The sequence below is a fragment of the Clostridioides sp. LIBA-6622 genome (assembly GCF_056716095.1).
Genome location: NZ_CP196998.1, coordinates 3,578,975 through 3,604,176, shown reverse-complemented (window position 1 = coordinate 3,604,176; position 25,202 = coordinate 3,578,975). Strand labels below are relative to the sequence as shown.

Below are 25,202 nucleotides of genomic sequence, written 5' to 3'. Positions count from 1 at the left end.
ATGTATAACTTATTAAAATTAATGATAGAACAAAAGAATTATAGCACTAAGGAGGATTTACAACATAAGATGGATGTATTCTATGCAGTAAATAGAATTACAGAGGAACAATATTTAGAGTTAACAGGTTTATTAAATAAAGAAGAAACACCAGTAGAACCAGCATAGAAGGTTCTTTTTTTATTGGAAAGAGGTGATTTAATTGACTTTCAAAGAGTTAGTTAACAAAGTTAGAAATCTTGTTTTAGAAGCAAAGAAAGTAACTATAGAAGATACTGATAATTTATTTGAAAGTGATAATGTAGAAGGAGCGTTGAAAGAACTGTCAACAGAAGTAAATGGTCAGAAAGCAAAAGGAATTACTATAGTAAATAATTTAATAGATATGATATAAATGAGGTGAAGATATGACAGAAAAATTAACTGATAATGCTAGTTTAGGGGAGCTTATGGCAGCATTAGAAAGTGTAAAAAATGAATTACAAATTGGCAAAAATAATATAACAAATATGTTAGGAAGCCCATTTTTAAGCACGGATAAACTGGATGTAACTAAAACAAAAATAGAAACATTAAAAAATACACTAGCAATCAGTTTGTCTATTAAAAATATATCTGCAAATAAAACTGAAAGCATGAAAAATTTAATAGATAAAGTATTAAACATAGAAAATATTTTTATTGCACAAGGAGAATGTACTCAAGTTGGAGAAAAAACTTTTCAAATTTATCAAGTAGATAATAATACACCAAAAACTTGTTCAATAAATGCAATAAGTTTTAATTTAGCTTTCACACCAAAATTTATTATTGTCTACAGAGAAGCTTATAATATTGATGTGTGTAATTTTACTTTTTACTCATCTTTTCGCAATATTATAACATCAGTACCTCAACCTAGTAATTTTGGAGAAATGTATATGCCAAATAAATTTGATTGCATGGTAGGAAACACTTGTATTTTACCAGTAAAAGACTATAAAATACCGCATTATTTCTATGCAATTGCTTAAAAGATAAAGGAGAATAGTATGATTGAATATATAGAAATAGGAAGAAGAATTTTTTATGATGAAGACGGAGAGGTAATTTTTTATGAAGGTCAAGCGAAAGGAAATGTCCCAAAACGAAAAGATATTAAAAAAATAGAATATATAGATTTGAGATATGACTATATTGACTATGATAAATATAGAGTGACCAGAATAAATGTAGAAACAAAGTGTCCAATTTTAGAAGAAATAAAAATAGAATTAACAGAAGAACAACAGAGAATGCAAGAGTTAGAAAATCAATTATTGATTGCAGAAAATGAAAAAGTGGGAGGATTGTTGTAATGAATATAAATAATGTTGTAGTAAGAATATTGTCAGAGAGAATACTAAATGGGGGATTAAACCCTTTGAAAAATAGAGAATTTCAACTAGATGATGTTACTAACACAGAGTATAGAAAAGCAGTAGAAGATTATATAATTAAAGAAAGTGGAGTAGTAGAAGGAGCAGAACCTACAATTTAAGAGGTTCTTTTTTTATGGGCTTAGATAATTCTAAGTCCTATTTTAATACAAAATTAGGAGGATGTATGAATATAACAATAGTTTTTTTAGCAACAAATATATTTATAAAGTTAGTAATATTAGCAATAGCATTTGATACATTACTAGGTTGTTTAAGAGCAATAAAAACACATCAGTTTAATAGCTCTTTTGGCATAAATGGAGGAATAAGAAAAGTTGCAATGATAGCATGTATATTTTTTCTAGCAGTAGTTGACATACTTACAAAGTTTAACTTTTTATTTATGTTACCACAAGAATGGATTGATTTTCTGAGATTAAATCATCTTGGAATATCTGAATTTTTCTCTATTTTATTCATTTTGTATGAAAGTGTAAGTATATTAAAAAATATGTATCTATGTGGGTTACCAGTTCCTAAAAAACTAAAAGAGAAAATAGGAAATTTACTAGATACAATGACAGATGAATTGAATGTTAAAGGAGGAAAATAAGTAATGAAAATAGCAATAGTACCAGGGCATACGTTAACAGGTAAAGGAACTGGAGCAGTAGGTTATATAGATGAAGGAAAAGAAAATAGAATACTAACTGACTTAATAGTGAAATGGTTAAAACAAGGTGGAGCAACTGTATATACTGGCAAGATAGATAAATCGAATAATTATCTATCTGAACAATGTCAAATAGCAAATAAACAAGACATAGGCTTGGCAGTGCAAATCCATTTCAATGCAAATAGCACAACTCTAAATCCAATGGGTACAGAAACAATATACAAAACTAATAATGGCAAAATGTATGCAAATAGAGTCAATGATAAACTATCAATGGTATTTAAAAATAGGGGTGCTAAATCGGATGTAAGGGGCTTGTATTGGCTTAGTCATACAAAAGCACCAGCAATATTGATTGAGGTATGCTTTGTAGACAGTAAAGCAGATACAGATTACTATATTAAAAATAAAAATACAGTTGCAAAGCTAATAGCTGAGGGTATATTAAATAAGAAAATAGATAATACAGAGGAGAAAAAGATGGTCAAACATACAATAGTATATAGCGGTGATGATAAAGTATCAGCAGACATCTTAGGATTATATTACAAGAGATTAAAAGAAAGTTATTTAGTTACAGATATAAAAGACTATAAGCCACACCAAACACAAAATCTATATGTAATTGGTGGAGTAACTTGTAATGAAATGAAGGAAATGAGTAAGACTACAAGCGAAAGATTTACTCAAATATATGGAAGTGATGTGTGGTCAACAATGGATAAAGCTAGAGAATTTGTGAAAATATAATTATATATTATAATTACTATATTCCAAATTCTATGGTTATAGGGCTTGGAATATAGATAATATTATAATTTTATTGTTTAATAGATGAGAGAAATATTATTTTTAACAATAAGTGCATACTTAAATGAAGAGTCTTCTTTTGTATATATTAAAGTTCTTTCAATACATTGATTTAATAAAATTAATTTTGTCAAGTTATATCTTAAATTAATTGATATATCATATTGACTTTTATTTAAATAATGTTTATTTAAATAATTTTCTAAAAAGATTTCAAAGTCTCTTTCAATAAAGTAAACATCTGGAATGTCTTCCTTACGTATAACTCTAAGTATATCTTCTTTATCCTTTTCATCTATTTTTATACCTTTTTTCTGCAATTCGCTTATTATAAAAATATTAAAAATATGAGTTTGCTTACCAATACCATGTAACGATTTTATTGCTGATTCTTTGTATGCTCCAGACACTGAGATTAAAAAAGAAGTAGCTGCTACAATAACAAAAGATTCTATAATAAATAAATTTACATAATGATTAAAAGGTTGAGGAATAGCAATATACATATTGCTTTCAGGGGAAGAACTACACCAACAGAAAAAAGCATTAACAATAAGTGTGAATATTATAAATCTATTTACCTTTTTTAAAGTTTTGCTTCCTAAATCGATAGAATTTATATAATTACTTACTAATAGACTATAATGAATTCTTTCAATTCTCATTTCATTTATACTTAACATTTTAGCACCTCGTTTTAATAAAGTAATATACTTTAATTTATAGCATATTTAAGGGTTTATATCAGCAATTTGTCGAACGATTTTACATGAAAATAAAGTATAATGATAGAGTCATTTTATTAAAATATAAACTATATCTAAAAGTTGTAATATATTCATTTTACAAGTATAATTTAATTAATTATATTTAATAGGGGGGATTTTTATGGGATTCAACTTTAGAAAAAGTATAAATTTAGGTGGAGGGGTAAAACTAAACTTAGGTAAGAAAAGTGTAGGTGTAAGTGCAGGTGTAAAAGGTGCGAGAGTATCTGTAAATTCAAAAGGAAGAAAATCCGCAACACTTAGTATCCCAGGTACAGGAATATCCTACACAAAGACAAGTACAAAAAAACGTAAGCCAAAATAAATAATATATGAATTTAGCACACATTTAGCACACAACTAATTTAATAATATACATGAACTTATAAAAATATATATGAAATATAAAAATTATAAGTGTTGATATAACACAAAAAGTGATGAGACATGGAGATGTAAAAATAAGAATGTAGCATCCCCTCGTCTCCACCAATTTTGAAAAAAGAATGATGAAATACTTGAAAATACTAGTCTTTATTGACTGGTATTTTTTGTTTTGGTGATAAAATCCACCAACCGTACCCCAACCACAGAAAATGAGGTTTTTTTGTAGGTATATTGGGGTGCATTTAGGGTGTATAAAAAGCCTTTATTTATTATGATATTAGGTAACATAGAATTTTAATATCTACTTTATGATATAATATTTTTATAAATGTAAAACAGTTGAAGTTGTTAATTAATAAAAATATATATTATATAAGTTTGATAGGAGTTGAGGTTTGTAATGGATGAAAGAAAACTAGAATTTTCTATTTTTTGCATTGAAGCTTTAGCAGAAAAGTTGAATATAGATTCAGAAGGAGTTTATAAACTTCTTAAACATGATACTGATATTTTAGATAACTATATAATACCTTGCTATGAAGCACTACATTCTCAAAGTAAAAGTTATATAGTGCAAGATTTAATACAAGTGCTTAAAGAAAAGGGTGTGATATAATGATTGTATATCATGGTTCATACTGTGTGGTAAAAACGCCTAATATTACCTTTTCAAGAGATTCTTTAGATTTTGGAAAAGGATTCTATTTAACTAGTATAAAAACACAGGCACTTAACTGGACAGAACGTTTTAAGAAAAGGGGTAAAAAAGCATATTTAAATAGCTATTCTTTAGATATTGATGAATTAAAAAAAATTTGTAATGTAAAAATATTCGATAGTTATAATTTAGAATGGCTTGACTTTATATTAGAATGTAGAAATATGAGTGATGTATATATGAAATATGATGTTATAATAGGTGGAATTGCTGATGATAAGATTTACAATACAATAGAACTGTATCAAGATAATCTTATTGAAAAAGATGAAGCTTTAAAAAGATTAAAATACTATAAACCAAATGAACAAATATGTATAACCAATCAAAATGTAATAGATAAATATTTAAAGTTTAGATGTGAAGAGGAGGTATAGTGCTTATGGAAGCAAATAAAACATTATTACAGATACTATATAAAAAAATTATATTAGAATTTTCTAGGCAGACAGGCAAGAGTTTGGAAGAAAGTATGGATTATTTATATACTTCTGAAACATATAAACTTATAAGTGAGGGTGTATCAGATATGCACTGTAAGGGTCATATATACTTGGCTCAAGAATTAATGTTAGAAAATGGATTAATGTACCATAAAGGCTATCCAAGATAAATAATTAAAACTAGATACGAAATAAGGATACAAGATAATATAAAATTAATTTGTATCCTTATTTTGATTTTGTAATTAACTATATGAAATCACAATATTTATATGTATTTGATTTTTACAATGAAAATATTTTATTCAACTTTTCTACAGCTTCAACCTTCTTATCTTCCATAACTTGAGTATATATATTTAAAGTTATTGATATATCATAATGACCCATTAAAACTTGTACAGTTTTAGGAGGGACATCATTCTCAAAAAGTCTAGTTGCATAAGTTTTTCTAAGACCATGAAACTTTATAGGCTCTATATTTAAGCTATTTAATATGGACTTTAAATTCCTTAAAGGTCTTTTATCATCGATAGGGACACCTAATTCATTACAAAATACATAATTATCATTTCTATATAATTCTCCAGCCTTTAATATATCCGAATTTTGATTTACTTTATTCTCTTTCAATTTATTTAAGACATCCTTTGGAATAGGCACAGTTCTGTAAGAATTTGATGTCTTTGGCTCTTGTTCTAATACTTTAAGCTCTCTATTTCCATTTTTATCTATAAAATATGTTCTTTGAAGAGTTCTTTTAACTGTTAAATTAGAATTTTTAAAATCAATATCAAACCATTTAAGTCCTAATAATTCTCCTAATCTAAGTCCAGTACCAAGAGCAAGTAAAAATAATACCTCTAATTTATGACCATCTATAGCTTTTATAAAACTCTTTTGTTGTTCAAGAGTCAATATTTCAAGCTTATTTTCCTTTTTTTCAACTGGTATATTTACCATAGTACAATAGTTACGTTGTATAAGACCTTGTTTTTCAGCTTCTGATAAGCAGGTTTTCAGTTTAGTGTTTATTTGTCTTATAGTAGGTATACTTTTATTGGAATCAAGCAATCTATTGTAATATTTTTGTATGTGGGATACTCTTAAGTCTTTTAATTTAACATTACCTAAATCAGTATCTTTAATATAATTACGATAGATGCTTTCATATCTTTCAAATGACTTAGGTTTTAAATCTTTTATTCTATATTCAAATAACCAATTGTAAAACCAATGCTCTAAAGTTATTTTATCATCTGAAATATCAGAGTTTAAATAATATTGTTTTTTATAAGCATCTAGTTTATCTTTAACTTCCTTTTGAGTTTTACCATAAAATTCTTTTCTTATTGGTTTTCCATCTTCATTATAACCAATCATTATACGAGAACGCCAACCATCTTTATATTTTCCGATAGAGCCTTCTCCATTAGCTCTTTTAGTTGCCATTTTTAAACAACTCCTTATATGATTTATAGTTATATCCATCGAAGAATGTAATACATTTCTCTAATAAGAATTTTATAACTTCATCAGCTTCTAGTGTTTCATAGAAGTTTAGCATTAATGTGTTGTATTCTTGTTTATGTTTGGCTGGTATTGATAGAACTCCTATATCATTACTTATAAGTATTAGGTTTGAGGTAAGTCGAGCAGTTCTTTTGTTACCATCATAGAAGAATTGACAATAGGACAACCATAAATTTATTATTATAGCCTTTTCTAAGGGGTTAGTTATTTTATTTATGATACTTATGTCACTTATAAATAAATTATTTAATAGAGTGGCTTCTATGCACTCATATTGAGTAGTACCAGCTATACCTATGTTACCGTTTCTAAAATCTCCAACAATTAGAGCTTCATCTTTTGCAACTATTTTATGTATAGAGCAAATTGTATCTTTATTTAAAGATAAGTTTTCTTTGTTACTTAATTTTATTATATAATCCCATGATGATTTGATATTTAGTATTTGATTTTGGTCACTTAATTTATGTCCACCTACTGTTATACCATCAAGTAATGTTTGTACCTCTGGGAATGTGAAGGGGTTATTTTCTAGGTTACCCATATCATATACAAATTCACTTATCATTCTTCTAATGTATGTTAAAGTATATTTTTTATCTCCATGAGGTAGATTAGTAGGGAATTTATGTGTGTATTTTGGTATATATGATTTATTCATGATTTTAGCTCCTTTCATATCTAATTTTTATTTATTAACTATGAATGTATAAAAGTTAATAGGTAAACCCATATTTTGAAAATGTGTAATATTAATATTCTTCATCCTCATCTTCAATAAGACCATTAGAGTTTTCTTGTATAAAATTTTCAACAAGACCATTTATCACCCAATTTAGATTTTTGGAGAAGTCTTTGAAGTCAGAGAAGTTTAAGCTAATTGGTTTTATTGTATCTGCATTATCTGCAATTTCAAACTTTGTCTTATAATCTGTTTTTACATCATAACCATAATTTTTTAATATATGAATTACTAAATCAAATTCTGACTTATCTATATAATAAGAAACTGGAGTATTATCTATGTTAATATCTTTATTTATAAAATCGATAAGAAAGTTATCTATAATATATCCAGTCTGGGGATTTCTATAGAGGATTGTTTGGTTATCGATTTTTATCTCTTCTAATGGAAATCCAAATAAGTCTTCAATATTAGTATAAGTAGCAAGTGCTATTTTTTTTAATATTTCAATTCTAGGCATTTTTGTTCCATTCTCATAATTTATAATTTCATTCTCAGAACAATTTATTTTTTCTGAGAGTTCTTTGAGAGATATATTATTTATATTTCTAAATTTGCTTATATTATTTCCGATGAGTTTTGCTGAGTAATTATCAAATGTTTTTACAACTAAATCCAATTCTTTTAAATTAGTATAATTATTTGTTGAAGTATCTAAATCACTTTCATCAATAATAAGCCTATTTATAGGAATTGATAATGCAGTAGATATTTTTTTTATCATATCTAAACTAGGCTTTCTTTGGCCTTGCTCATATTTAGCTACAGCATAAACTGAGCAACCAATCTTATTAGCTAACTCATCCCTTGACATATTTATAGATTTTCTATATTGTTTAATCTTTTTTCCAATTGTATTATTTATCATAATTTCACCTCAAATACATTATAGCACTAAATGGGTCTATTGATACACTTAAATATATTGACAATACACCGAATGGGTGTTAGAATATTTTATAGAAATGAGAATACACAAAATGGGTATGAAAGAAAGGAGGAAATCAATGAAACTCAAATTAAAAAGAATTGAAAAAGGTATAAAGCAATATGAATTAGCTGAAAAAGTTGGCATCTCAAGATATTATTTATCTTCTTTAGAAAGAGGTAAATCAAAAAATCCAAGTAATATGTTGATGTTAAAATTGGCTCAAGAACTAGATACAAGTGTAGAAGAATTATTTTTTGATAAGGAGGAATGATGTATGGCAGATACAAATAATCTAGAAGTTCTTAAAACACTACAAGCTACATTGAATATACTTGTCAAACAAGAACAAGAAGCACAAGAAAGGGCAAAAGGGTACAAGGAGATACAGACATATAGAAGAGATAAAGCTCAACTTATCACATGTAAAGAAGCTTCTAAAATTTATCCCATAGGGGAATCAAAATTTAGACAGTTATGTCATTCTAAAAATAAAGGATTTCCTTGTATATGGATAGATAATAGAGTATACATAATAAAAAATAAACTAGATGATTGGTTTATTGAAAATGCAAATGGCATAAAATTATAGGTTTAAGTGGGTGATAGTATTTGAGTAATCTAGGTTGGATAAAGCTTCATAGAAAGATAAAAGAAAGCCCACTATATAAAGATTGTAATTCCAAACAAAGAGATATACTCATAAACCTATTGCTGTCAGTTAATCATAAGCCTAATAAATGGGTTTATGGAGGTAAAGAATATGAAGTTAAATCAGGACAGTTAATAACATCTTTGGAAAGCATAGCAAATATGTGTTCAAAAGATGTAAGTATTCAGAATGTAAGAACTGCTTTAAAGAAATTTGAAAGATATGGATTTCTAACAAATGAATCAACAAACAAAAATAGGCTTATAACTATTGAAAACTGGGAGCTATATCAATCTAATGAAGAAAATCAACAGACTAATCAACATGCAATTAACAAGCAACTAACAACTAACAAGAATGTAAATAATGAAAAAAGTAAAATATACAGTGAAATTATAGAAAAATTCAATACTACTTGTACAGAACTATCAAAAGTAAAGAAACTTACAGAGGCTAGAAAAAAAGTAATTAATGCTAGGATAAAAGAATATGATAAAGAGACTGTATTAGAAATTATTCATATAGTTAGTAAAACTAGTTTTTTAAATGGAAGCAACGAAAAAGGTTGGAAGGCAAATTTTGATTGGATAATGAGCCAAAATAATTTTATTAAGATATTAGAAGGCAATTATCAAGATAAATCAATTAATGTCAAAGTAAATGCAGATGCATATAGTCCAGATGATTCACAATTAAAGTGGTAGGGAGTTTATATTATGGATAATATGAGTAATTTAGTTAAGAACACAGAAGCAGAACAATCTATATTAGGTAGTATTTTACTAGATTCGAGGAAAATAGAAGAGGTTGAGATATTAATAAGTGAAGATATGTTTTATCATCAAGAACACAAACATATATTCAATTCAGTGAAAGATATACATAAAAGGGATGAGCCTATAGACATAATAACTCTTACAGAAGATTTAAAGAAAAAGGGGCTTATAGATTATGTTGGAGGTATAAGTTATTTGACAAAACTATCAACAATAGTTCCAACTATAGGTAATGTATCCCATTATATTGAGATAGTTATTGAAAAATATAAAAATAGAAATATAATTGATAAATTTAATAAATTCAAATTAGGTGAAATAGATGATAATACACTTATATATCAATTAGAAAAATACGTTAATGAAGTTAATCAGAAATTGGTTAAGAAGGATTCTAGTATAACAGCTATATCAGAAAGAGCCTTTGAATACATAAATGATGAAATTGAAGAAGGTATCAATATAGGAATAAAATTTTTAGATGAAACTATTGGAGGTCTATATAGTGGTGAATTAATTACAATAGCAGCCAAAAGTGGAAGAGGAAAAACAGCACTAGCTTTGCAGATAATGAGAAATGTAGTATTTCAAGGTAAAAAAGTACTTTTTATAAGTGGGGAAATGAGTGATATACAAATTTTGTTTAGAAACATAGCTTCTTTAACTGGAATATCAGTTGTAAAAATGAAGAATAGAAATCTAAATGAAGAAGAAATAATTAAATACATAAATGCTTTAAGTACTTTAAATCAGGAAAATAATCTCTATATTAATGATTCAGTAAATACAATATCAGGAATTAAGAGAGAAATAAAAAGTATTAAACCAGATGTTGTTATAATTGATTACCTTCAGATTTTGGATTACGAAGGTAAAGAAGTTGGAGAAGCTAAATTTGCTGATTTATCAAGGCAAATAAAAAAGATTACTTTAGATTTTAATATTCCAATTATACAGTTGGCTCAATTGAATGATGAATTGAAGGATGAAAGACCAAAAGGGGATAGAGTAATGAGAAGTTCAAAACAGATATATATGGATTCTAATTCAGTTATATATATTCATAGACCTACAGAGAAAGAGGCTCTTGATTATTGTAAGACAATGGGAATAGAGGATATAAAAGAATTAAGGCGTAGAGAAAAAGGTTTTGGAGCTAATTTAAGTGAGATTATAGTTGCTAAAAATAGAGATGGGGAATCAGGTTTTAGACCTTATTGGTATATAGGAAGTTTGTTTTCTTTTAAGGAATGCAAGAAGGTAAAGGAGGTATAAAAAAATATAATTTATTAAGTGATATAAACTATTGTTTAAGGAGTGTTAGAAGAAAAGTATATAATCCTTAATCGCAAGCAATGAAGATTTAAAATATATAGTATTTAGATTGAAAAATTTATTAGAAAAAGGTAGCTGCCATATAAATATAACAACTACCTTTATAAATTAGGTACTTAATGTACACTAACCTACACAAGTTAAGTATATATTAAGTACCAGATGAAAGTCAAGGAGGTACTAAAATGTATGATGAAATTATAGAAATATATTTTGATTATTGGATAAATGAACATATGTATAGAGATATTTTAGAAAAAGACAAATATTATATTGAAAGTTGGAAAGAAATTAAGAAGGCTAATAAATTATTAGAAAAAAATTTATCAGAAGAAAAGAAAATGGATGTATTAATAGAATTAAATGATTTATTTAATTCAGTTGTAGAGATTGAAAGAGAACTTGGTTATAAGCTTGGTTTTAAGGCAGGAGCCAGATTTATGATTGAATTATTAAATAGTTAATTTGACATATTGTAAATAAAGAGTTTTTGAAGATGTAAGGAATTAAATGTGTAGTTATCAATGAAAAATAAGCTTTGAATAGTATATAAAATTATTATTTTGAATTTATGTGTATTAAGATTAAATTTTTATTTGTAATTAAAATAATTATCTACTATAATTTAAATATAAGGGAAGCTGGAACCTTCCCTTATATTTAAAATTTTAGATTATACCAAAGATGACTATTTTTACGACAGTTAAAAATGTGCCAACTTGAAGGACGAGTTCAGTTAATTCTTTTAGGAATTTTTTGAACTCTCGGATTTTTTTATTAGAAAACATTATGTATTATCACCTCATTTCTTTATGTAAATTGTAGGTTGAATAAATAAAACCGTACCATGCTTATATTATACATGGATATAAGGCGATTAGGATTATATAATAAAAATTTTATAAAAAAAATAATTATGTAATGTGTAGTATGAGAATAAGTAAAATTGTGTGATGAAATGTATATGCTAGAAAAGGTATTAAAATTGTACTTTGTAGAAAATTTTAATTGTTTAATATTATATAAATTAAATTATAGCATATTCTGAACTCTTATTTTATGGAGAAACAATTTTTTTATAATAAACTACCTATACAATAGACTGATGGTATTTTGTTTTTTGAAGTAAAATAGTGGAAAAAAATAAAGGCATTTAAAGATATATGTCTAATTTTATAAAATAAACATATATTACGAAATTTATATTAAATATTTGAGGAGATAAAATGATATTAAATAAGATAGAAATAATTGGAGATATAGCTCACTTTAAAATTCCTATGCATAGCAAGATACAAAGAACATATGAGATTCCACCAATATCAACAATCGTTGGAATTTTGAAAAATATATATGGTGAAGAAATCGATGATTTTACACTGGGATATGTTATATATCATAATGGTACATTTAAGGACTTACAAACGATATATAAAGAAATAAATCCAAATGTAAAGACATTAACAGATAGTGATAGATTTCAAACTGATGTATGTCCTATTGAATATCTAATTAATCCTAAACTCATCATATATACAGATATTAACAAAAATATAGAATTTAATGAACCACTATGTTTAGGTAAGACAAATTGCTTAGCAAAGGTACTGTCCTTAGGTGAAATTAAAGTAAATCTAATAGATAAAGAAGCTGTTGGATACAATCAGTATACAGATATTAATATTGGAGATGGAATGATAAAAAGAATAAATACATTAACAAAATATAATGAAAAGAAGGGTTATTATGATATATATTCATCAATGGTAAGAGAAAATAATGAGTTTGAATATAATAAATATTATGATGAAGATGAGAAACAGAATATTTTCTTATGGAATTGGAAAAAAGGAGGAGTAATTAAATGCATTTAGTAAGAAGATATTTGATACTCACAGTGGATAATGAAGTTGTATTAGATTACAATTACCAGTATGAGCTAATGAAAAGGATATATGAAGCTATTGAAGTTAATGATAGAAGAAAAGCACTAAGCCTTCACAATGAAGGTTATAAAATAGATAAAAAGGTATTTAAACTATTTAATTATACAATGATGTTTGAAGATGCTAAATATTCAAAAGAAGGAATACATTTGAATTCTCGAACAAAAATTAGATTAATTCTAAGTGGATATGATGATATATTAAATAACATAATAAAAGGTTTTATTAAATGTAAGGTTTTTAAACTATATAATATAGAGTTTAAATTATCAAATATGGATGAAGATTCAAAGATAGGTTTTAATAGTATAACACTTTATAAAGTAAGGTCACCTATTGTAGCAAGTCTATATGACTTAAAAAGTAAAAAGCAAGTATATTTAAATCCAATGCAAGAAGAGTTTTATAAAGCATTGCATGATAATTTAATGAAAAAATATAAGCTTATATATAATAAAGAATATACTGGTGAAGTATATTTTGATATTGAGGATGTCTTATCAGTAAAAAAGAAATATGTAACCAATATAAAAGGAAAAGGATTTGTAATTGGGTATACAGACTTTGAAATATTTGTAGAAGCTGATAAGGATATGCAAAAAGTTATTTATTATTGTGGACTAGGGGAAAAAAATAGTATAGGAATGGGGTTATTAACTTATATAACTTCTAGGAGGGCTTAACATGGATAGAAGTTACAATGTATTTGTTGATAATGGTCTATATGTATTAGCTCATTATTTGAATAAAGATGTTAATGATATAACTTATCAATATATAGAGAATAGTATAGATTTAATGAGTGATAAAATTGAGGAATTTGTAAGTTGCGAAAAATACTCTAATTTAAAAAGTATGTGTTTTAGTAATTCTACATTAACTCAACCAAAAGGAAAAGTTACTTTAAAGGATAAACTAAAAGGTTTTGTTGAAAATAAAGGAAATGAATATTGTAGTTTGTGTGGTCAATATAAAGCTAAAGTTAAAATTGAGGATAAAGAATATAATATAGGAAGAAGCTATATGCCTAATTTAGTTGCAAATACATTTTATAATTTTTCTAATAACTTGCAAGGTTTGAATATATGCCCATACTGTTTAGTATTGACTATGTATTCAATTTTAAATTGTAGAGTGAGTAAGTATGCTTTTTTATACAATTCCACATCAAATGAATTTATGGAAGATTACACTTACAATATGCAACAAGAAAATTTAATTGATATAGAGTTGAGAGCAAAGAAAGAAAAAGAAAAATATTCAACTATAGAATTATTAGAGAGTCTAATTTGTAAATATAACTCATTTGATGGGCATATAGAGCAATATATGTTTAATAACTCTGGTCAATCTCAGGATATTCAAGTAAATAACATAAAAAATAGTGATGTAAATTTGTTAATGAAATTGCAAAAAGAAGCATTACTAAGAGAGTTTAAAGATTTACACCTAGATATAGATGTACTAAGAGGTACTTTAGAAAGTAACTATCTCAGAAAAATCTATAATTTGGACAAGAGAGAGAAAATAGCTTCTGATGAACTTATTGTATTTTTAAACAGGGAGGTGAATATATTGAAAAAAGTTAAAATTGATATAATAAAAAAACTAACAGAAAAATTAAAAGCTAGTAACTTAGATATAGACAAAATTTACAAAGAATTGAAAATGTTAGGTAAATTTCATGCATATGAGGACTGGTTAGTTAATTTAAATGAAATATATTATGAAGATACTGGAGAAAAGTTATTAGAAACAGATGATTATATAGAATTGGATGATGTAAAAGGTTTTAGACAGATTAAAAATTTAATATTAGTAAGTTTAATTTAATAATATTATGGAGGGTTAAAATGGAAAATAAAAATTCAAATAGAATGTTAAATATAGGCTATGCAATAGAAGTTTTGTGTGGACGATTAAATGGAAGTAGCAGTGAAGTAGAAAAGAAAAATAATTCCTATAAGAACTCTACTTATACAAAAAAAATAGGAAATAGAAGTAGAATATCAAGTCAATGTCAGAAATATAATCAAAAGCTATTTATGGAGCAAGTTTGTGGCTATGAACAAAATATTAAAACTAAAGATGGTAAACAAGTAAAATTGATTCCAAACCCATTTAAATATGCGACAGATGATATATTTGGCTTTATGATGGCAGAAAAATTATCTATAGAAGAAGATGTGTACAATGAATTATCAGATGAAGAAAAAGAAATATATAAAAAAAATAAGAAGAAATATGAAGCAAATATAACTAAAAAAAGAAAGTCAAGATGGCAAATGAACTCTTTAATAAATGTATCAAATAGAAAGGTTGAATGGGAGTGGAATGTTTGTGGAACTACAGGAGATAGTATGCCATATCAAGTTGAGGTATATTCAGGAGTACATGCAAATATAGCAAATCTTAATATAGGAAAGATAGGAGAATATGATATATCTGATATAGCAAGTGAGCATAGAGATTATACAACTTTAGAAGCTAAATCAATTGGTGTTGAAAAGTTAGATAAAGAAGAAAAGTTTAAAAGAATAGAGGCTCTTCTAAAATCACTAGAATACTTAAGCATAGAAGGAAATAAGACAAATCATTTAACTGATACAAAACCAAAATTTGTTGTATTGGGGGAATACTCATGGGGAAATAATGTATTTCAAGGAATTGTCAAAGAGAATGGATTAGATATAGAGATGTTAAAAGAATCTATAGAACAAAATGAAGAATTTAGACAAAGTGATATATGGATTGGGATAAATAAATTTTATGATGATACATTTAATGAGATAGAAGTTAATAATGAAAAGGAACAAATAAAGAAATGTCTAGAAGAAGAATTTGAAGAATATGATTTTATAAAAATATCAAATGTACATGAAGCTTTTGAGAGTTATAAAAAATTTCTAAAAGAAACTTTATAAAGGTAACATAATGAATAGTTTAGATAAGTATAAAGCTAAATCAGATGGGATAAGTATAGATAAGCATAATGAAGATATGAATTACATAATGAATCAATTAGTTAGTATATATAATATATCTGATGATATGAGAAACGATTTGAATGAGGCAATTGTATGTCATGATGTAGGAAAAGTAGTAAAAAGTTTCCAAGATAATATTGAAAATACAATAAGAAGGGTTAGGCATGAGTTATTGTCAGCAAGTATTAAGCATTTAAAGAGAGGTCAGAAGCTAGCTATATTAACTCACCATAAAGATATAAAGTTTTTAGAGGGTCAAATAACAAATTCTATTTATGAAATTGAATTGAATGAATTAAAGGAAATATTAGATGTTGAAGTAGAAGATATAAGACCATTTATAAAGGAAATATCAAGAGCAAGAAATGATGATACTAGAAAACTTGAAAATATATTATTAAAAGGTTACTTGCAATATTGTGACCATATAGCTTCTGCTGGAATTAAAAGTATAGATAAAGGATTTAACTCTATTAAAGATTTTAGTCTACCAAAGGGTGTAAGTTATAATTCAATACAAGAAAAAGTCTTAAATATGGATAAAAATGAAGATATAATGATAATGGCTATGACAGGTCTTGGAAAAACAGCAACATCATTGTATTGGAGTAACCTAGCTCAAAATGAAGATAAAAGTAAGAGAGTGTATTATATACTTCCTTATACAGCAAGCATAAATTCTTTGTATGAAAATTTCCATAATAGGAATATAAGTGTAAGTATGTTACATAGTAAAGCTCCATATTTTTTGAATAAAATCAGCGATGAAGAAGATATAAAACAACTTTATCAGATATACAAAAAGAGTGTAAAACAGATTAATGTATGCACTATATTTCAGTTGGTAAAGTCTATATTTTCTTGTAAAAGATTTGAAATGTTACTATCACAATTAAAAGATAGTATATTTATAGTTGATGAAATACATTGTTTTGATACAAGAGTATTGTGTTATACATTGGAGTTCTTAAAATATTTAAAAGAAAACTTAAATATACAAATATGTATAATGAGTGCAAGTATACCAACTTGCTTAAAAAAGTTAATACAGGAAAGATTGAAAATAAGTACAATTATTGAGCCAGATAAGAATGATTTAATAAACAGACATAAGCTAAATAGAATAAATAAAAGTATACTAGATAGTTTAGACAAAATAGAAAATGATATGATTCAAGGAAAAAGGGTATTAATATGTGTTAATTCAGTGGATTTAGCTCAAGAATTATATAGGAAGCTTCAAAGTTATAATCCTAAACTAATACATGGTAGATTTAACACTAGAGATAGGGAACAAGCAGAAGAAGGTATAGAAAAAAGTTTTTTATTGATAGGTACTCAAAGTATAGAGGTGAGCTTAGATATAAGTTATGATGTACTTTATACAGAGTTAGCTCCTTTTGATTCGTTGTTACAAAGGTTTGGTAGAGTAAATAGAAAGGGCGAAAATAAGGAATTAAGTAATGTATATATATATGATTATGATATGAATCTTAATATATATGATTATGATATAGTAAATAGAACAGACACAGTAATATCAGAGATAATACATAAAGATAATTCTATAGTTAATGAGAGTAAAGTTTCATTTTATTTAGATAATGTCTATCTGGATATAGATATGGATAAATACAACAAGCATAAAACTACCTTAGAAATTATAATAAGAAACATGAGAGTAGGCGTCTGGAATAAATCTGCTAGTATTGACATGCTTAATAATGATAGTATTAGTGTTATACCTGAAAGTTTAATAGATGAGTATAAATTGTTTTTAAATCAAAAAATGTACTTGGAAGCTAGTTCATTATTTGTAAATGTATCTGTAAAAAGATATAATTCCAATAGAAATATGTTTTATGAAGATAATGATGTAATTGTTACAAGCTATAGTTATGCTAATAAATTAGGTCTAGAATTCGATTAGGAGTATTTATTTAGATAGTTGTAAATATACATGTTTTTATATATAATTATGTTGAAGCTTATTATTTAAATTGTACTATATTAGTTATAAAATACCATGCTTATATTATGTGTTTGAATTAAACTAAATTAGTTGAGATATTAAGAATAAAAATGTTAATATAAGCAAGTTATATTAAAATATATAGAAATCATATGATAATATTTATATATTTTAGATAATGAAAAAACTAATTAAAGACATAGACATATTTTTAATAGTTTGTATTTTGAGTATAAAAGATATTGATTGTTTAATTAATATCTTTTTATATTGTTATCTTATATCAAAAAGTATGCAATAATTCTATGTTAGATATGTTTTTAAATTTATTATGTCTTAAAAATAATATTTAGTAGTTTTGGTTTTGCAGTGAGCGAAAAAATTACATAAGTGGCTGTAAATTAGTGATGGCAAAGATTACAACTGTATTTTTGATTGTATCAAAAAACACTACTTAGGGCTCACTGCAAATTATTCATTTTAATAATACTATAAGTATTGGAATTACTGTAGTTTTATTTGGGGTTTAAATTACACTAAGTTAGTTATAAATTAGAACCCCTTTTAATTTGCTCGTATCCAACTAAAAAGTTTAAATTACACTAAGTTAGTTATAAATTGAGGATTACTAAGTATATATTTAGTTTCATCATCAGTTTAAATTACACTAAGTTAGTTATAAATAAAAAACAGGACAAACAAGACAAAATCTTTCAAACAAGTTTAAATTACACTAAGTTAGTTATAAATTGCATTAACAAAATCCTCAACATTCAAAAAAGAATCGTTTAAATTACACTAAGTTAGTTATAAATTTATATTGAGAGTATGCTTTTACATATCCTCTCCCAAGTTTAAATTACACTAAGTTAGTTATAAATGAGCAGGAAAAAGAACTTGAACGACTTAAAATTAAAGTTTAAATTACACTAAGTTAGTTATAAATCAGTCTAGCTTAGATTAATAATAGGAGCTTTTTAACACGTTTAAATTACACTAAGTTAGTTATAAATTGATATGCAAAGTCAAATATAAACATACCTTTTGGTAGGTTTAAATTACACTAAGTTAGTTATAAATATGTTCGCAAGTTTCCAAGACAATTCTAAGCTATAGTGTTTAAATTACACTAAGTTAGTTATAAATAAGCGTACGATTTGTCTAATAGCATATCATATCTACGTTTAAATTACACTAAGTTAGTTATAAATTGACTAATTTGTTCGCCAAGTTGATTAAACCATTCTGGGTTTAAATTACACTAAGTTAGTTATAAATCATTGGGTATATTATTCAGATGGTGATGGTGGAGGAGGTTTAAATTACACTAAGTTAGTTATAAATTTTCTTTTTGCTAAGAATAATATCTCATTAAAGAAAGTTTAAATTACACTAAGTTAGTTATAAATAGTGAAAGTACTTTTAATACTTTTGATGATTTTGAAGGTTTAAATTACACTAAGTTAGTTATAAATTTTCGCTTCTTTTTAATAAAACGTCGCATAATCATCGTTTAAATTACACTAAGTTAGTTATAAATATAAAACAATTGTGATTATTATATAAATAATTTTAAAGTTTAAATTACACTAAGTTAGTTATAAATAAGGTTCATAAAGGTACTAATCTTGTTGTATCTAATGTTTAAATTACACTAAGTTAGTTATAAATGAATCACCTTCTGAATCTGTTTCAGTCTTTATTGCCTGTTTAAATTACACTAAGCTAGTTGCAGATATATCAGAAAGTATATATAAAATTATGTGTAAACTATATTGTTATGAGTACAAATAATATTTACCTATTCATTAAAAAACTTAACTGAGAGTTTGATTTATATTATGGAACCATCAAGATTTTTGGGTAATACAAAATCATACCCCAACAATACCCCAACTACAAAAATAAACAATAAAAAACAACCAAAAAAATTGCTCCGATATCATAACTAAATAGCCATATACCTATATTCACAAAAACCAACAAAACAATCAAATAACCACTTATAGACTCCCCTCGTCTCCACCATTGAAATCCACAAAAGATATTAGCAAATTGCTAATATCTTTTTTTGAAAATGAATTTAATAACATATATAATTAACTTATAAAACACACATGAAGAGGTAAAACTATATGGCCAAAATTGATAATATGATGTCCATACTATGGATGTTAAACTCAGATAAAAAAATTACCGCAAAACAAATATCTGAAAACCTAGAAATAAACATAAGAACTGTCTACAGACACATTGATACATTATCTGCCAGTGGAATACCTATAATTTCAGATACAGGTCATAATGGTGGATATACACTTTTAAATAATTTCATCAAAGCACCTCTTTTTTTCGATACAGAAGAGCAAACTGCACTACTTCATGCAGCTATATTTGCTAAAGAAGAAGGGTGTTTCTTAGATGAAACACTAGATAAAGCAACGTCAAAGTTAAAAATGTATTCAAATCAAAAACAAGAAGAAATTTTAACAAAACATTTAATAGGTTTTGAAGTAATAAAACCCACTGGAAAAATATCCATAGAATCTGGACTTAAAAAGTTAAAAAATAGTATAGCAAATGAATTATCTGTAGAAATTGACTATCACACAGCTAGTGAAGAAAAATCAAAATGTAGGATTATAAATCCATATGGAATTGTTCGTTGGAATAATAATTGGTACATAGTAGCATTTTGTCAAATGAGAAATGAGATTCGTAGTTTTAGGGTAGATAGAATTAGTAGTGTTATAGAAACAGCAAATACTTTTAATAGACCAAAGGAATTTTCAGCAAGTGAATTCTTTATAAAGGGGATTATGGACGAAACAAAAGATGAAGATAATACTATACAATTAGTTATAGAAGGAAAGATAAATGCATTGGACAACTTATGTCAGCATTGGCTTCTAGGATATTATTTGAAAGAAAGGACTTCAAATAAAGCAATATTTAAACTTCAAGAAGAGATAATATTTACATATGTACCAAATATACTTATAACTTATAGAAAATCGATACAAATAATTGAACCATTAAGTCTTAGGGATAAAGTAGTTGAAAATTTACTCGAATTAATTAATCATTATCAAATTTAATAACTTAACTGACAGAGTCTGTCAGTTAAGTTATTTTACAATATAGGTATATTAATTAATAAGATAAGGAGTAAAAGATGAAAAATAGAAAAGTATATATGTATGTATTTGATACTATGTCAGATTGGGAAGTTGGATATTTAACTGCTGAATTAAATACAGGAAGATATTTTAAAAAAGGATTAAAACCACTAAAAGTAATTACGGTAGGAATTGATAAAAATCCTATTATAACAATGGGTGGATTAAAAGTTTTGCCTGAGATTACAGTTGATGAGTTCGATATGGAAAGTAATGATTTATTAATTTTGCCAGGGGGAAATACTTGGACATCTATAGGTCATGAGATAATATTAGAAAAAGCTAAAGAGGCTTTGAGACAAGGGTCTATCGTTGCAGCTATTTGTGGTGCTACTTTAGGACTAGCTAAAACAGGTTTACTAGATTTTAGAAATCATACAAGTAATGATTTGGAATTTCTAAAAATGGTGATACCAAGTTATTCTGGAGAAAAATATTATAAAATGGAATCTGCAATTAGTGATGAAAATTTAATTACTGCTTCAGGAATTGCACCATTAGAATTTACGATACAAGTTTTAAAAGTTTTAGATGTTTTTAAAGAAGAAGCATTAAGTTCTTGGTTAAATCTTTATAAGACACATGACTCTAAATATTTTTTCGAATTAATGAATTGTAATAAATAAATTTAAGATTTATTTTTAAATTCAAAATCTAAACCACTTTCTCTATGGCAATAGATAAGTGGTTTTTTATTTTGGTTATGAAATCCATACCCATACTCCAGCCACAAAAAAAGGTATTTTTGAAGGATATTGAAGTGAATTTAGGTTGTATAATTATACATTTCAATATTGCGTATTAATTAGAGTAATAGTTAGTAAATAATATGATTAAGAGGATAGATATAATAAACTAATCTAATACTGTATTGTAATTTTTATTAAGTAATATATTAAGTAGTAGAATTTTTTAGAGATATAGTTCTATAAAAGTGAATAAATAAGTAGTTTTATAATATTATTTGTAACTATTCTATGCTTATCATGAAATATTTTATAAGCTATACCTATAAAAAATTATTAAGAATTTACAATATTTTCTTGCAATTTATTTGGAAAAGTTATATATTTATAACATGAAGTGTTATAAATATATAACTTTTAAGGAGTGATTTTATATGTCTAGATCGAAGCTTGGTGTTAAAGCAAATCTTGTTTCAGAATTCCTGATGTTATCCTATTTATTTATAGACTTATTATTAAAAAAGTTTATTTTTAAAGAAGAAGGTATTTGGATTACTTTTATAATCTTATTAGTTTTTTGGGCATTTGACTCAATGTATAATAAAAAATATAATGATTTAATTGACGAGGCATCAAAACTTATGTTGTTAAAGGTTGATCAAATTGCATCAAAAATAATGCTATACTCTATGTTTGTAATAGCTGTTCTCTTTTCAGCTAATCATGCAAGAGATTTGGATATATCAAATTTGGATATAGGTATAATTCTCTTAGCAGTATTATTTATACAATCTTTAGCTAAATTAATCTTGTATATATATTTTGATAAAAGAGGGATATGTAACTGAGTGGCAATATCAACGAAAATAAAAAATTAAAATATAACTTTTAAGGAGTGATTTTATATGTCTAAATCAGAAACTGGAGTAAAGTCAAAGCTCATCTTAGAATTACTTGTAATAACTTATCTTTTTATAGCTGTATTAGCTACTAAGTATATTTTTAAAGGTCCAAGTACTGCATCTCTTCCAGGACTGAGCTGGTTAATAGTCTTTGGATGCTATTCAGTTTATAATAAAAAATATAATGATTTAGTTGATGAATCATCTAAATTTATACTATCAAAGGTTAATCAGATTGCAATAACAATAATGATGTATTCCATAGTTATAATTGCTATCTTCTTTGCAACTCCTTATACAAGGAATATAAATATATCAAACCAGGATACTGGAATAATTCTTATTGCAGTATTATTTATACAATCATTATCCAAATTAATTTTGTATATGTACTTTGATAAAAGGGGGATATGTAACTAAGTGTCAATATTGATGAAGACAAAAATAAAAGAGTATAGGGAAACACTCCTTATGACACAAAATGAACTTGCTAAATCAGTTGGAGTAAGACGTGAGACTATTGTACATTTAGAAAATGGAAAATATAATCCTTCTTTAAAGTTAGCGATGGATATCGCGAAAGTATTCGATACTACAGTAGAAAATTTATTTGAATTTATTGAAGAAGAATAGTGGATAGGTTATAAACATTTATAAGATGACTAATGAAATATGGTTATTTAATTATTAAATTTGTTAAAAATATTTATATAAGAAGTAGTCAATACTTTTGATTAATATTTAAAATAGAACCCACATATATACATTATTTATTGAAGGTGGACTAGATAAAAATAATAAGTGCTATAAGAAAGTATTCATACTATATAAGCATTCGTTCAGGTGGTCTATTTATAGGTCACTTTTTATGTGCATAATGATAATACTAATACTTAAAATATGTCTTGAAGAAATAAAATACTCAGATTGAAAAATGGATTAATGTGAATATAAAAATTATATGTATAAAAATAAGTATAACTATAGAAAAAAACAATAATAAAACAGGAGTATATAGAAAAATACAATTATATAGATTATTGTCGAATCGTTGACTATAAGAATAATAACATTTAAAATGAACATGGAGAATATGGGGGGAGGAGTTAATATGAAGAGAAAAATAGCAGCTATTTTATTAACTGTGGTAATGTCATTATTACTTGTAGCTTGTAGCAATGATAACACATCAAAAAGTGATAAATTAGAGGATACATTAGTAGTATATACTACTCATGGTGAGGATATGTTAGGAGCAATTTCTGAGGAATTTACAAAGGAAACAGGAGTTAATGTTGAATTCATAAACTTAAAAGGTGAATTAGCAGACCGCGTTAGAAGTGAAAAAGATAATCCACAAGCAGATGTAATGTTTGGTGGAGATACATCTACATATATGCAATTAAAAGAAGAAGGATTATATGAAAAGACTGAACCAAGCTGGAATAATGAATTAGACAAGTCTTATAAAGACTCAGAAGGATATTGGTATGGAACTATAAAAACACCAGTAATGATGTTTTATAACACAAAATTATTATCAGCGGATAAAGCACCAAAAGATTGGAGCGATTTAACAAAAGAAGAATATAAAGATTTAATAGTTACTAGAGACTCATTATCATCATCTATGCGTTCTACTGTTAGTAACTTAATCAATTACTATTCAACTACTAAGAGTGAAGCTGAAGCTTGGAAGTACCTTGAAGGTTTAAATAAAAATATCAAGAACTACTACAATAGTGGAAGTGTTATGTATTCAGCAATTGGTAAAGGTGAGGCTGCGATATCTGTTGCAGTGTTAAGTGATATAATAGATAATAAAGAAAAAAATAATATGCCATTAGAAGTTGTAGATGCACAGAGTGGTTCTGTAGTAATCACAGACTGTGTAGCAGCTCTAAAAAATGCTCCACATCCAAATGTAGCAGCTAAATTTGTAGATTTTGTTGGAAGTGCTAAGATTCAAGCTATGATTGCAAATGATTTTAACCGTATACCAACATTAGATTCTGCACTTAAAGATTCACCAAAATGGATGTCAAAAGAATATAAAGCTATGGATGTAGATTGGTCTGTAATTGGAAAAAATCAGTCTAACTGGATTGAAAAGTGGGAAACAGATATAATAGATAACAATAAAACTATAAAATAGTCTAGTTAGATAATTTAATATTATATACAAAAATAGTGAGGATTTTCCTCGCTATTTTACGTATAAGGGAACTATGGTATGTCATGATTTTTGTATAACTCATACAACCAAATGATACTAATGCACTGATATTAAATAAAATAGATTTTGAGCAATTAATGAAGTAGTCAACGATATGAAGTAATTCATTTATAAATATTAGATA

General features: G+C 26.0%; 31 protein-coding genes and 1 CRISPR repeat array. Of the genes, 27 read left to right on the top strand and 4 right to left on the bottom strand.

Going from position 1 to position 25,202, the window contains the following annotated elements; genetic code table 11:
- The 7 genes from ACTG47_RS16800 to ACTG47_RS16770 all read left to right on the top strand — a co-directional run bounded on the left by ACTG47_RS16800 (position 1) and on the right by ACTG47_RS16770 (position 2,826).
- Complete coding sequence (locus ACTG47_RS16800; RefSeq protein ID WP_479917140.1) at positions 1–168, top strand: hypothetical protein; 168 nt, start codon at positions 1–3, stop codon at positions 166–168.
- A 34-nt stretch (positions 169–202) separates the two neighbouring features.
- Positions 203–394: a hypothetical protein gene (locus ACTG47_RS16795; RefSeq protein ID WP_107578474.1), complete on the top strand. Its 192-nt coding sequence runs from the start codon at positions 203–205 to the stop codon at positions 392–394.
- A 13-nt stretch (positions 395–407) separates the two neighbouring features.
- Positions 408–1,013: a hypothetical protein gene (locus ACTG47_RS16790; protein WP_479925405.1), complete on the top strand. Its 606-nt coding sequence runs from the start codon at positions 408–410 to the stop codon at positions 1,011–1,013.
- Between the two features lie 18 nt (positions 1,014–1,031).
- Entirely contained in the window at positions 1,032–1,337 is a 306-nt protein-coding gene (locus ACTG47_RS16785) for a hypothetical protein (RefSeq protein WP_479925404.1), read from the top strand.
- A complete protein-coding gene (locus tag ACTG47_RS16780; protein ID WP_479925403.1) occupies positions 1,337–1,519 on the top strand; it encodes a hypothetical protein in 183 nt (60 codons plus the stop codon). Before ACTG47_RS16785 ends, ACTG47_RS16780 begins: the two co-directional genes overlap by 1 nt.
- A 65-nt stretch (positions 1,520–1,584) precedes the next feature.
- On the top strand, positions 1,585–2,013 hold the full coding sequence (locus tag ACTG47_RS16775; protein WP_479925402.1) for a phage holin family protein: 429 nt from the start codon (positions 1,585–1,587) through the stop codon (positions 2,011–2,013).
- A 3-nt stretch (positions 2,014–2,016) separates the two neighbouring features.
- The gene (locus ACTG47_RS16770; protein WP_479925401.1) at positions 2,017–2,826 is read left to right on the top strand and encodes an N-acetylmuramoyl-L-alanine amidase; all 810 of its coding nucleotides are present in this window, start codon (positions 2,017–2,019) and stop codon (positions 2,824–2,826) included.
- A gap of 77 nt (positions 2,827–2,903) precedes the next feature.
- Here ACTG47_RS16770 and ACTG47_RS16765 read toward each other — a convergent pair whose 3' ends face one another.
- On the bottom strand, positions 2,904–3,569 hold the full coding sequence (locus ACTG47_RS16765) for a hypothetical protein (protein ID WP_479925400.1): 666 nt from the start codon (positions 3,567–3,569) through the stop codon (positions 2,904–2,906).
- A 205-nt stretch (positions 3,570–3,774) separates the two neighbouring features.
- Between ACTG47_RS16765 and ACTG47_RS16760 the strand changes: the two genes are divergently transcribed.
- From ACTG47_RS16760 to ACTG47_RS16745, 4 genes are all read left to right on the top strand, one after another.
- Positions 3,775–3,978, top strand: coding sequence for a DUF4236 domain-containing protein (locus ACTG47_RS16760; RefSeq protein ID WP_196340918.1), 204 nt, complete (start codon positions 3,775–3,777; stop codon positions 3,976–3,978).
- 462 nt (positions 3,979–4,440) lie between these two features.
- A complete protein-coding gene (locus ACTG47_RS16755; RefSeq protein ID WP_021426802.1) occupies positions 4,441–4,656 on the top strand; it encodes a DUF3791 domain-containing protein in 216 nt (71 codons plus the stop codon).
- Positions 4,656–5,135, top strand: coding sequence for a DUF3990 domain-containing protein (locus tag ACTG47_RS16750; protein WP_021426801.1), 480 nt, complete (start codon positions 4,656–4,658; stop codon positions 5,133–5,135). The genes ACTG47_RS16755 and ACTG47_RS16750 overlap by 1 nt, the downstream gene beginning before the upstream one ends.
- A 5-nt stretch (positions 5,136–5,140) precedes the next feature.
- Positions 5,141–5,371, top strand: a complete 231-nt coding sequence (locus tag ACTG47_RS16745) for a hypothetical protein (protein ID WP_070441912.1) — start codon at positions 5,141–5,143, stop codon at positions 5,369–5,371.
- Positions 5,372–5,486: 115 nt separating this feature from the next.
- Here the strand turns inward: ACTG47_RS16745 and ACTG47_RS16740 are convergent, their stop codons facing one another.
- The 3 genes from ACTG47_RS16740 to ACTG47_RS16730 form a co-directional block, all read right to left on the bottom strand.
- Positions 5,487–6,653, bottom strand: coding sequence for a tyrosine-type recombinase/integrase (locus tag ACTG47_RS16740; RefSeq protein ID WP_479925399.1), 1,167 nt, complete (start codon positions 6,651–6,653; stop codon positions 5,487–5,489).
- Positions 6,643–7,395: a Fic family protein gene (locus ACTG47_RS16735; RefSeq protein ID WP_009891548.1), complete on the bottom strand. Its 753-nt coding sequence runs from the start codon at positions 7,393–7,395 to the stop codon at positions 6,643–6,645. Before ACTG47_RS16735 ends, ACTG47_RS16740 begins: the two co-directional genes overlap by 11 nt.
- A gap of 91 nt (positions 7,396–7,486) precedes the next feature.
- Positions 7,487–8,347, bottom strand: a complete 861-nt coding sequence (locus ACTG47_RS16730; RefSeq protein WP_479925398.1) for a helix-turn-helix domain-containing protein — start codon at positions 8,345–8,347, stop codon at positions 7,487–7,489.
- A 139-nt stretch (positions 8,348–8,486) separates the two neighbouring features.
- On the opposite strand from ACTG47_RS16730, the gene ACTG47_RS16725 reads away from it, so the two are divergent.
- From ACTG47_RS16725 to ACTG47_RS16650, 16 genes are all read left to right on the top strand, one after another.
- Positions 8,487–8,681, top strand: coding sequence for a helix-turn-helix transcriptional regulator (locus tag ACTG47_RS16725; RefSeq protein ID WP_021362987.1), 195 nt, complete (start codon positions 8,487–8,489; stop codon positions 8,679–8,681).
- A gap of 3 nt (positions 8,682–8,684) precedes the next feature.
- Entirely contained in the window at positions 8,685–8,999 is a 315-nt protein-coding gene (locus ACTG47_RS16720) for a transposase (RefSeq protein WP_021386028.1), read from the top strand.
- A gap of 20 nt (positions 9,000–9,019) precedes the next feature.
- The gene (locus ACTG47_RS16715; protein ID WP_284182390.1) at positions 9,020–9,763 is read left to right on the top strand and encodes a hypothetical protein; all 744 of its coding nucleotides are present in this window, start codon (positions 9,020–9,022) and stop codon (positions 9,761–9,763) included.
- Between the two features lie 12 nt (positions 9,764–9,775).
- Positions 9,776–11,110, top strand: coding sequence for a DnaB-like helicase C-terminal domain-containing protein (locus ACTG47_RS16710; protein ID WP_219672797.1), 1,335 nt, complete (start codon positions 9,776–9,778; stop codon positions 11,108–11,110).
- A gap of 245 nt (positions 11,111–11,355) precedes the next feature.
- Positions 11,356–11,634, top strand: a complete 279-nt coding sequence (locus tag ACTG47_RS16705) for a DUF6809 family protein (protein WP_219672798.1) — start codon at positions 11,356–11,358, stop codon at positions 11,632–11,634.
- A 762-nt stretch (positions 11,635–12,396) separates the two neighbouring features.
- Positions 12,397–13,044 carry a CRISPR-associated protein Cas5 gene (cas5, locus tag ACTG47_RS16700; protein WP_479925397.1) on the top strand — a complete coding sequence of 216 codons (648 nt, stop codon included), beginning with the start codon at positions 12,397–12,399 and terminating at the stop codon, positions 13,042–13,044.
- Positions 13,035–13,799: a CRISPR-associated endoribonuclease Cas6 gene (gene cas6, locus ACTG47_RS16695; protein ID WP_021363929.1), complete on the top strand. Its 765-nt coding sequence runs from the start codon at positions 13,035–13,037 to the stop codon at positions 13,797–13,799. The genes cas5 and cas6 overlap by 10 nt, the downstream gene beginning before the upstream one ends.
- Position 13,800: 1 nt before the next feature.
- A complete protein-coding gene (locus ACTG47_RS16690) occupies positions 13,801–14,949 on the top strand; it encodes a hypothetical protein (RefSeq protein WP_219672800.1) in 1,149 nt (382 codons plus the stop codon).
- A 20-nt stretch (positions 14,950–14,969) separates the two neighbouring features.
- A complete protein-coding gene (locus ACTG47_RS16685; protein ID WP_219672801.1) occupies positions 14,970–16,040 on the top strand; it encodes a DNA repair protein in 1,071 nt (356 codons plus the stop codon).
- 10 nt (positions 16,041–16,050) lie between these two features.
- Entirely contained in the window at positions 16,051–18,033 is a 1,983-nt protein-coding gene (gene cas3, locus ACTG47_RS16680; protein WP_219672802.1) for a CRISPR-associated helicase Cas3', read from the top strand.
- Positions 18,034–18,599: 566 nt separating this feature from the next.
- A CRISPR array of direct repeats spans positions 18,600–19,812; the repeat unit is 29 nt; unit sequence GTTTAAATTACACTAAGTTAGTTATAAAT.
- A 398-nt stretch (positions 19,813–20,210) separates the two neighbouring features.
- Complete coding sequence (locus tag ACTG47_RS16675; protein WP_479925396.1) at positions 20,211–21,173, top strand: helix-turn-helix transcriptional regulator; 963 nt, start codon at positions 20,211–20,213, stop codon at positions 21,171–21,173.
- A gap of 77 nt (positions 21,174–21,250) precedes the next feature.
- Positions 21,251–21,880, top strand: a complete 630-nt coding sequence (locus ACTG47_RS16670) for a type 1 glutamine amidotransferase family protein (protein WP_479925395.1) — start codon at positions 21,251–21,253, stop codon at positions 21,878–21,880.
- 494 nt (positions 21,881–22,374) lie between these two features.
- A complete protein-coding gene (locus tag ACTG47_RS16665) occupies positions 22,375–22,788 on the top strand; it encodes a hypothetical protein (protein WP_479925394.1) in 414 nt (137 codons plus the stop codon).
- 57 nt (positions 22,789–22,845) lie between these two features.
- The gene (locus ACTG47_RS16660) at positions 22,846–23,262 is read left to right on the top strand and encodes a hypothetical protein (protein WP_479925393.1); all 417 of its coding nucleotides are present in this window, start codon (positions 22,846–22,848) and stop codon (positions 23,260–23,262) included.
- Entirely contained in the window at positions 23,263–23,475 is a 213-nt protein-coding gene (locus ACTG47_RS16655; RefSeq protein WP_169469095.1) for a helix-turn-helix transcriptional regulator, read from the top strand.
- A gap of 478 nt (positions 23,476–23,953) precedes the next feature.
- On the top strand, positions 23,954–24,997 hold the full coding sequence (locus ACTG47_RS16650) for an extracellular solute-binding protein (RefSeq protein WP_479925392.1): 1,044 nt from the start codon (positions 23,954–23,956) through the stop codon (positions 24,995–24,997).
- The last annotated feature ends 205 nt before the right edge of the window (positions 24,998–25,202 follow it).

Bases quoted from the DNA above. Each gene is read 5' to 3' on its own strand.
- cas6 (WP_021363929.1), top strand. From the start codon at position 13,035: ATGCATTTAGTAAGAAGATATTTGATACTCACAGTGGATAATGAAGTT.
- ACTG47_RS16775 (WP_479925402.1), top strand. From the start codon at position 1,585: ATGAATATAACAATAGTTTTTTTAGCAACAAATATATTTATAAAGTTA.
- ACTG47_RS16800 (WP_479917140.1), top strand. From the start codon at position 1: ATGTATAACTTATTAAAATTAATGATAGAACAAAAGAATTATAGCACT.
- ACTG47_RS16685 (WP_219672801.1), top strand. From the start codon at position 14,970: ATGGAAAATAAAAATTCAAATAGAATGTTAAATATAGGCTATGCAATA.
- ACTG47_RS16780 (WP_479925403.1), top strand. From the start codon at position 1,337: ATGAATATAAATAATGTTGTAGTAAGAATATTGTCAGAGAGAATACTA.
- ACTG47_RS16745 (WP_070441912.1), top strand. From the start codon at position 5,141: ATGGAAGCAAATAAAACATTATTACAGATACTATATAAAAAAATTATA.
- ACTG47_RS16710 (WP_219672797.1), top strand. From the start codon at position 9,776: ATGGATAATATGAGTAATTTAGTTAAGAACACAGAAGCAGAACAATCT.
- ACTG47_RS16720 (WP_021386028.1), top strand. From the start codon at position 8,685: ATGGCAGATACAAATAATCTAGAAGTTCTTAAAACACTACAAGCTACA.
- ACTG47_RS16730 (WP_479925398.1), bottom strand. From the start codon at position 8,347: ATGATAAATAATACAATTGGAAAAAAGATTAAACAATATAGAAAATCT.
- ACTG47_RS16670 (WP_479925395.1), top strand. From the start codon at position 21,251: ATGAAAAATAGAAAAGTATATATGTATGTATTTGATACTATGTCAGAT.
- ACTG47_RS16650 (WP_479925392.1), top strand. From the start codon at position 23,954: ATGAAGAGAAAAATAGCAGCTATTTTATTAACTGTGGTAATGTCATTA.
- ACTG47_RS16790 (WP_479925405.1), top strand. From the start codon at position 408: ATGACAGAAAAATTAACTGATAATGCTAGTTTAGGGGAGCTTATGGCA.
- ACTG47_RS16750 (WP_021426801.1), top strand. From the start codon at position 4,656: ATGATTGTATATCATGGTTCATACTGTGTGGTAAAAACGCCTAATATT.
- cas5 (WP_479925397.1), top strand. From the start codon at position 12,397: ATGATATTAAATAAGATAGAAATAATTGGAGATATAGCTCACTTTAAA.
- ACTG47_RS16770 (WP_479925401.1), top strand. From the start codon at position 2,017: ATGAAAATAGCAATAGTACCAGGGCATACGTTAACAGGTAAAGGAACT.
- ACTG47_RS16705 (WP_219672798.1), top strand. From the start codon at position 11,356: ATGTATGATGAAATTATAGAAATATATTTTGATTATTGGATAAATGAA.
- ACTG47_RS16760 (WP_196340918.1), top strand. From the start codon at position 3,775: ATGGGATTCAACTTTAGAAAAAGTATAAATTTAGGTGGAGGGGTAAAA.
- ACTG47_RS16740 (WP_479925399.1), bottom strand. From the start codon at position 6,653: ATGGCAACTAAAAGAGCTAATGGAGAAGGCTCTATCGGAAAATATAAA.
- ACTG47_RS16660 (WP_479925393.1), top strand. From the start codon at position 22,846: ATGTCTAAATCAGAAACTGGAGTAAAGTCAAAGCTCATCTTAGAATTA.
- ACTG47_RS16735 (WP_009891548.1), bottom strand. From the start codon at position 7,395: ATGAATAAATCATATATACCAAAATACACACATAAATTCCCTACTAAT.
- cas3 (WP_219672802.1), top strand. From the start codon at position 16,051: ATGAATAGTTTAGATAAGTATAAAGCTAAATCAGATGGGATAAGTATA.
- ACTG47_RS16665 (WP_479925394.1), top strand. From the start codon at position 22,375: ATGTCTAGATCGAAGCTTGGTGTTAAAGCAAATCTTGTTTCAGAATTC.
- ACTG47_RS16755 (WP_021426802.1), top strand. From the start codon at position 4,441: ATGGATGAAAGAAAACTAGAATTTTCTATTTTTTGCATTGAAGCTTTA.
- ACTG47_RS16785 (WP_479925404.1), top strand. From the start codon at position 1,032: ATGATTGAATATATAGAAATAGGAAGAAGAATTTTTTATGATGAAGAC.
- ACTG47_RS16690 (WP_219672800.1), top strand. From the start codon at position 13,801: ATGGATAGAAGTTACAATGTATTTGTTGATAATGGTCTATATGTATTA.
- ACTG47_RS16675 (WP_479925396.1), top strand. From the start codon at position 20,211: ATGGCCAAAATTGATAATATGATGTCCATACTATGGATGTTAAACTCA.
- ACTG47_RS16725 (WP_021362987.1), top strand. From the start codon at position 8,487: ATGAAACTCAAATTAAAAAGAATTGAAAAAGGTATAAAGCAATATGAA.
- ACTG47_RS16765 (WP_479925400.1), bottom strand. From the start codon at position 3,569: ATGTTAAGTATAAATGAAATGAGAATTGAAAGAATTCATTATAGTCTA.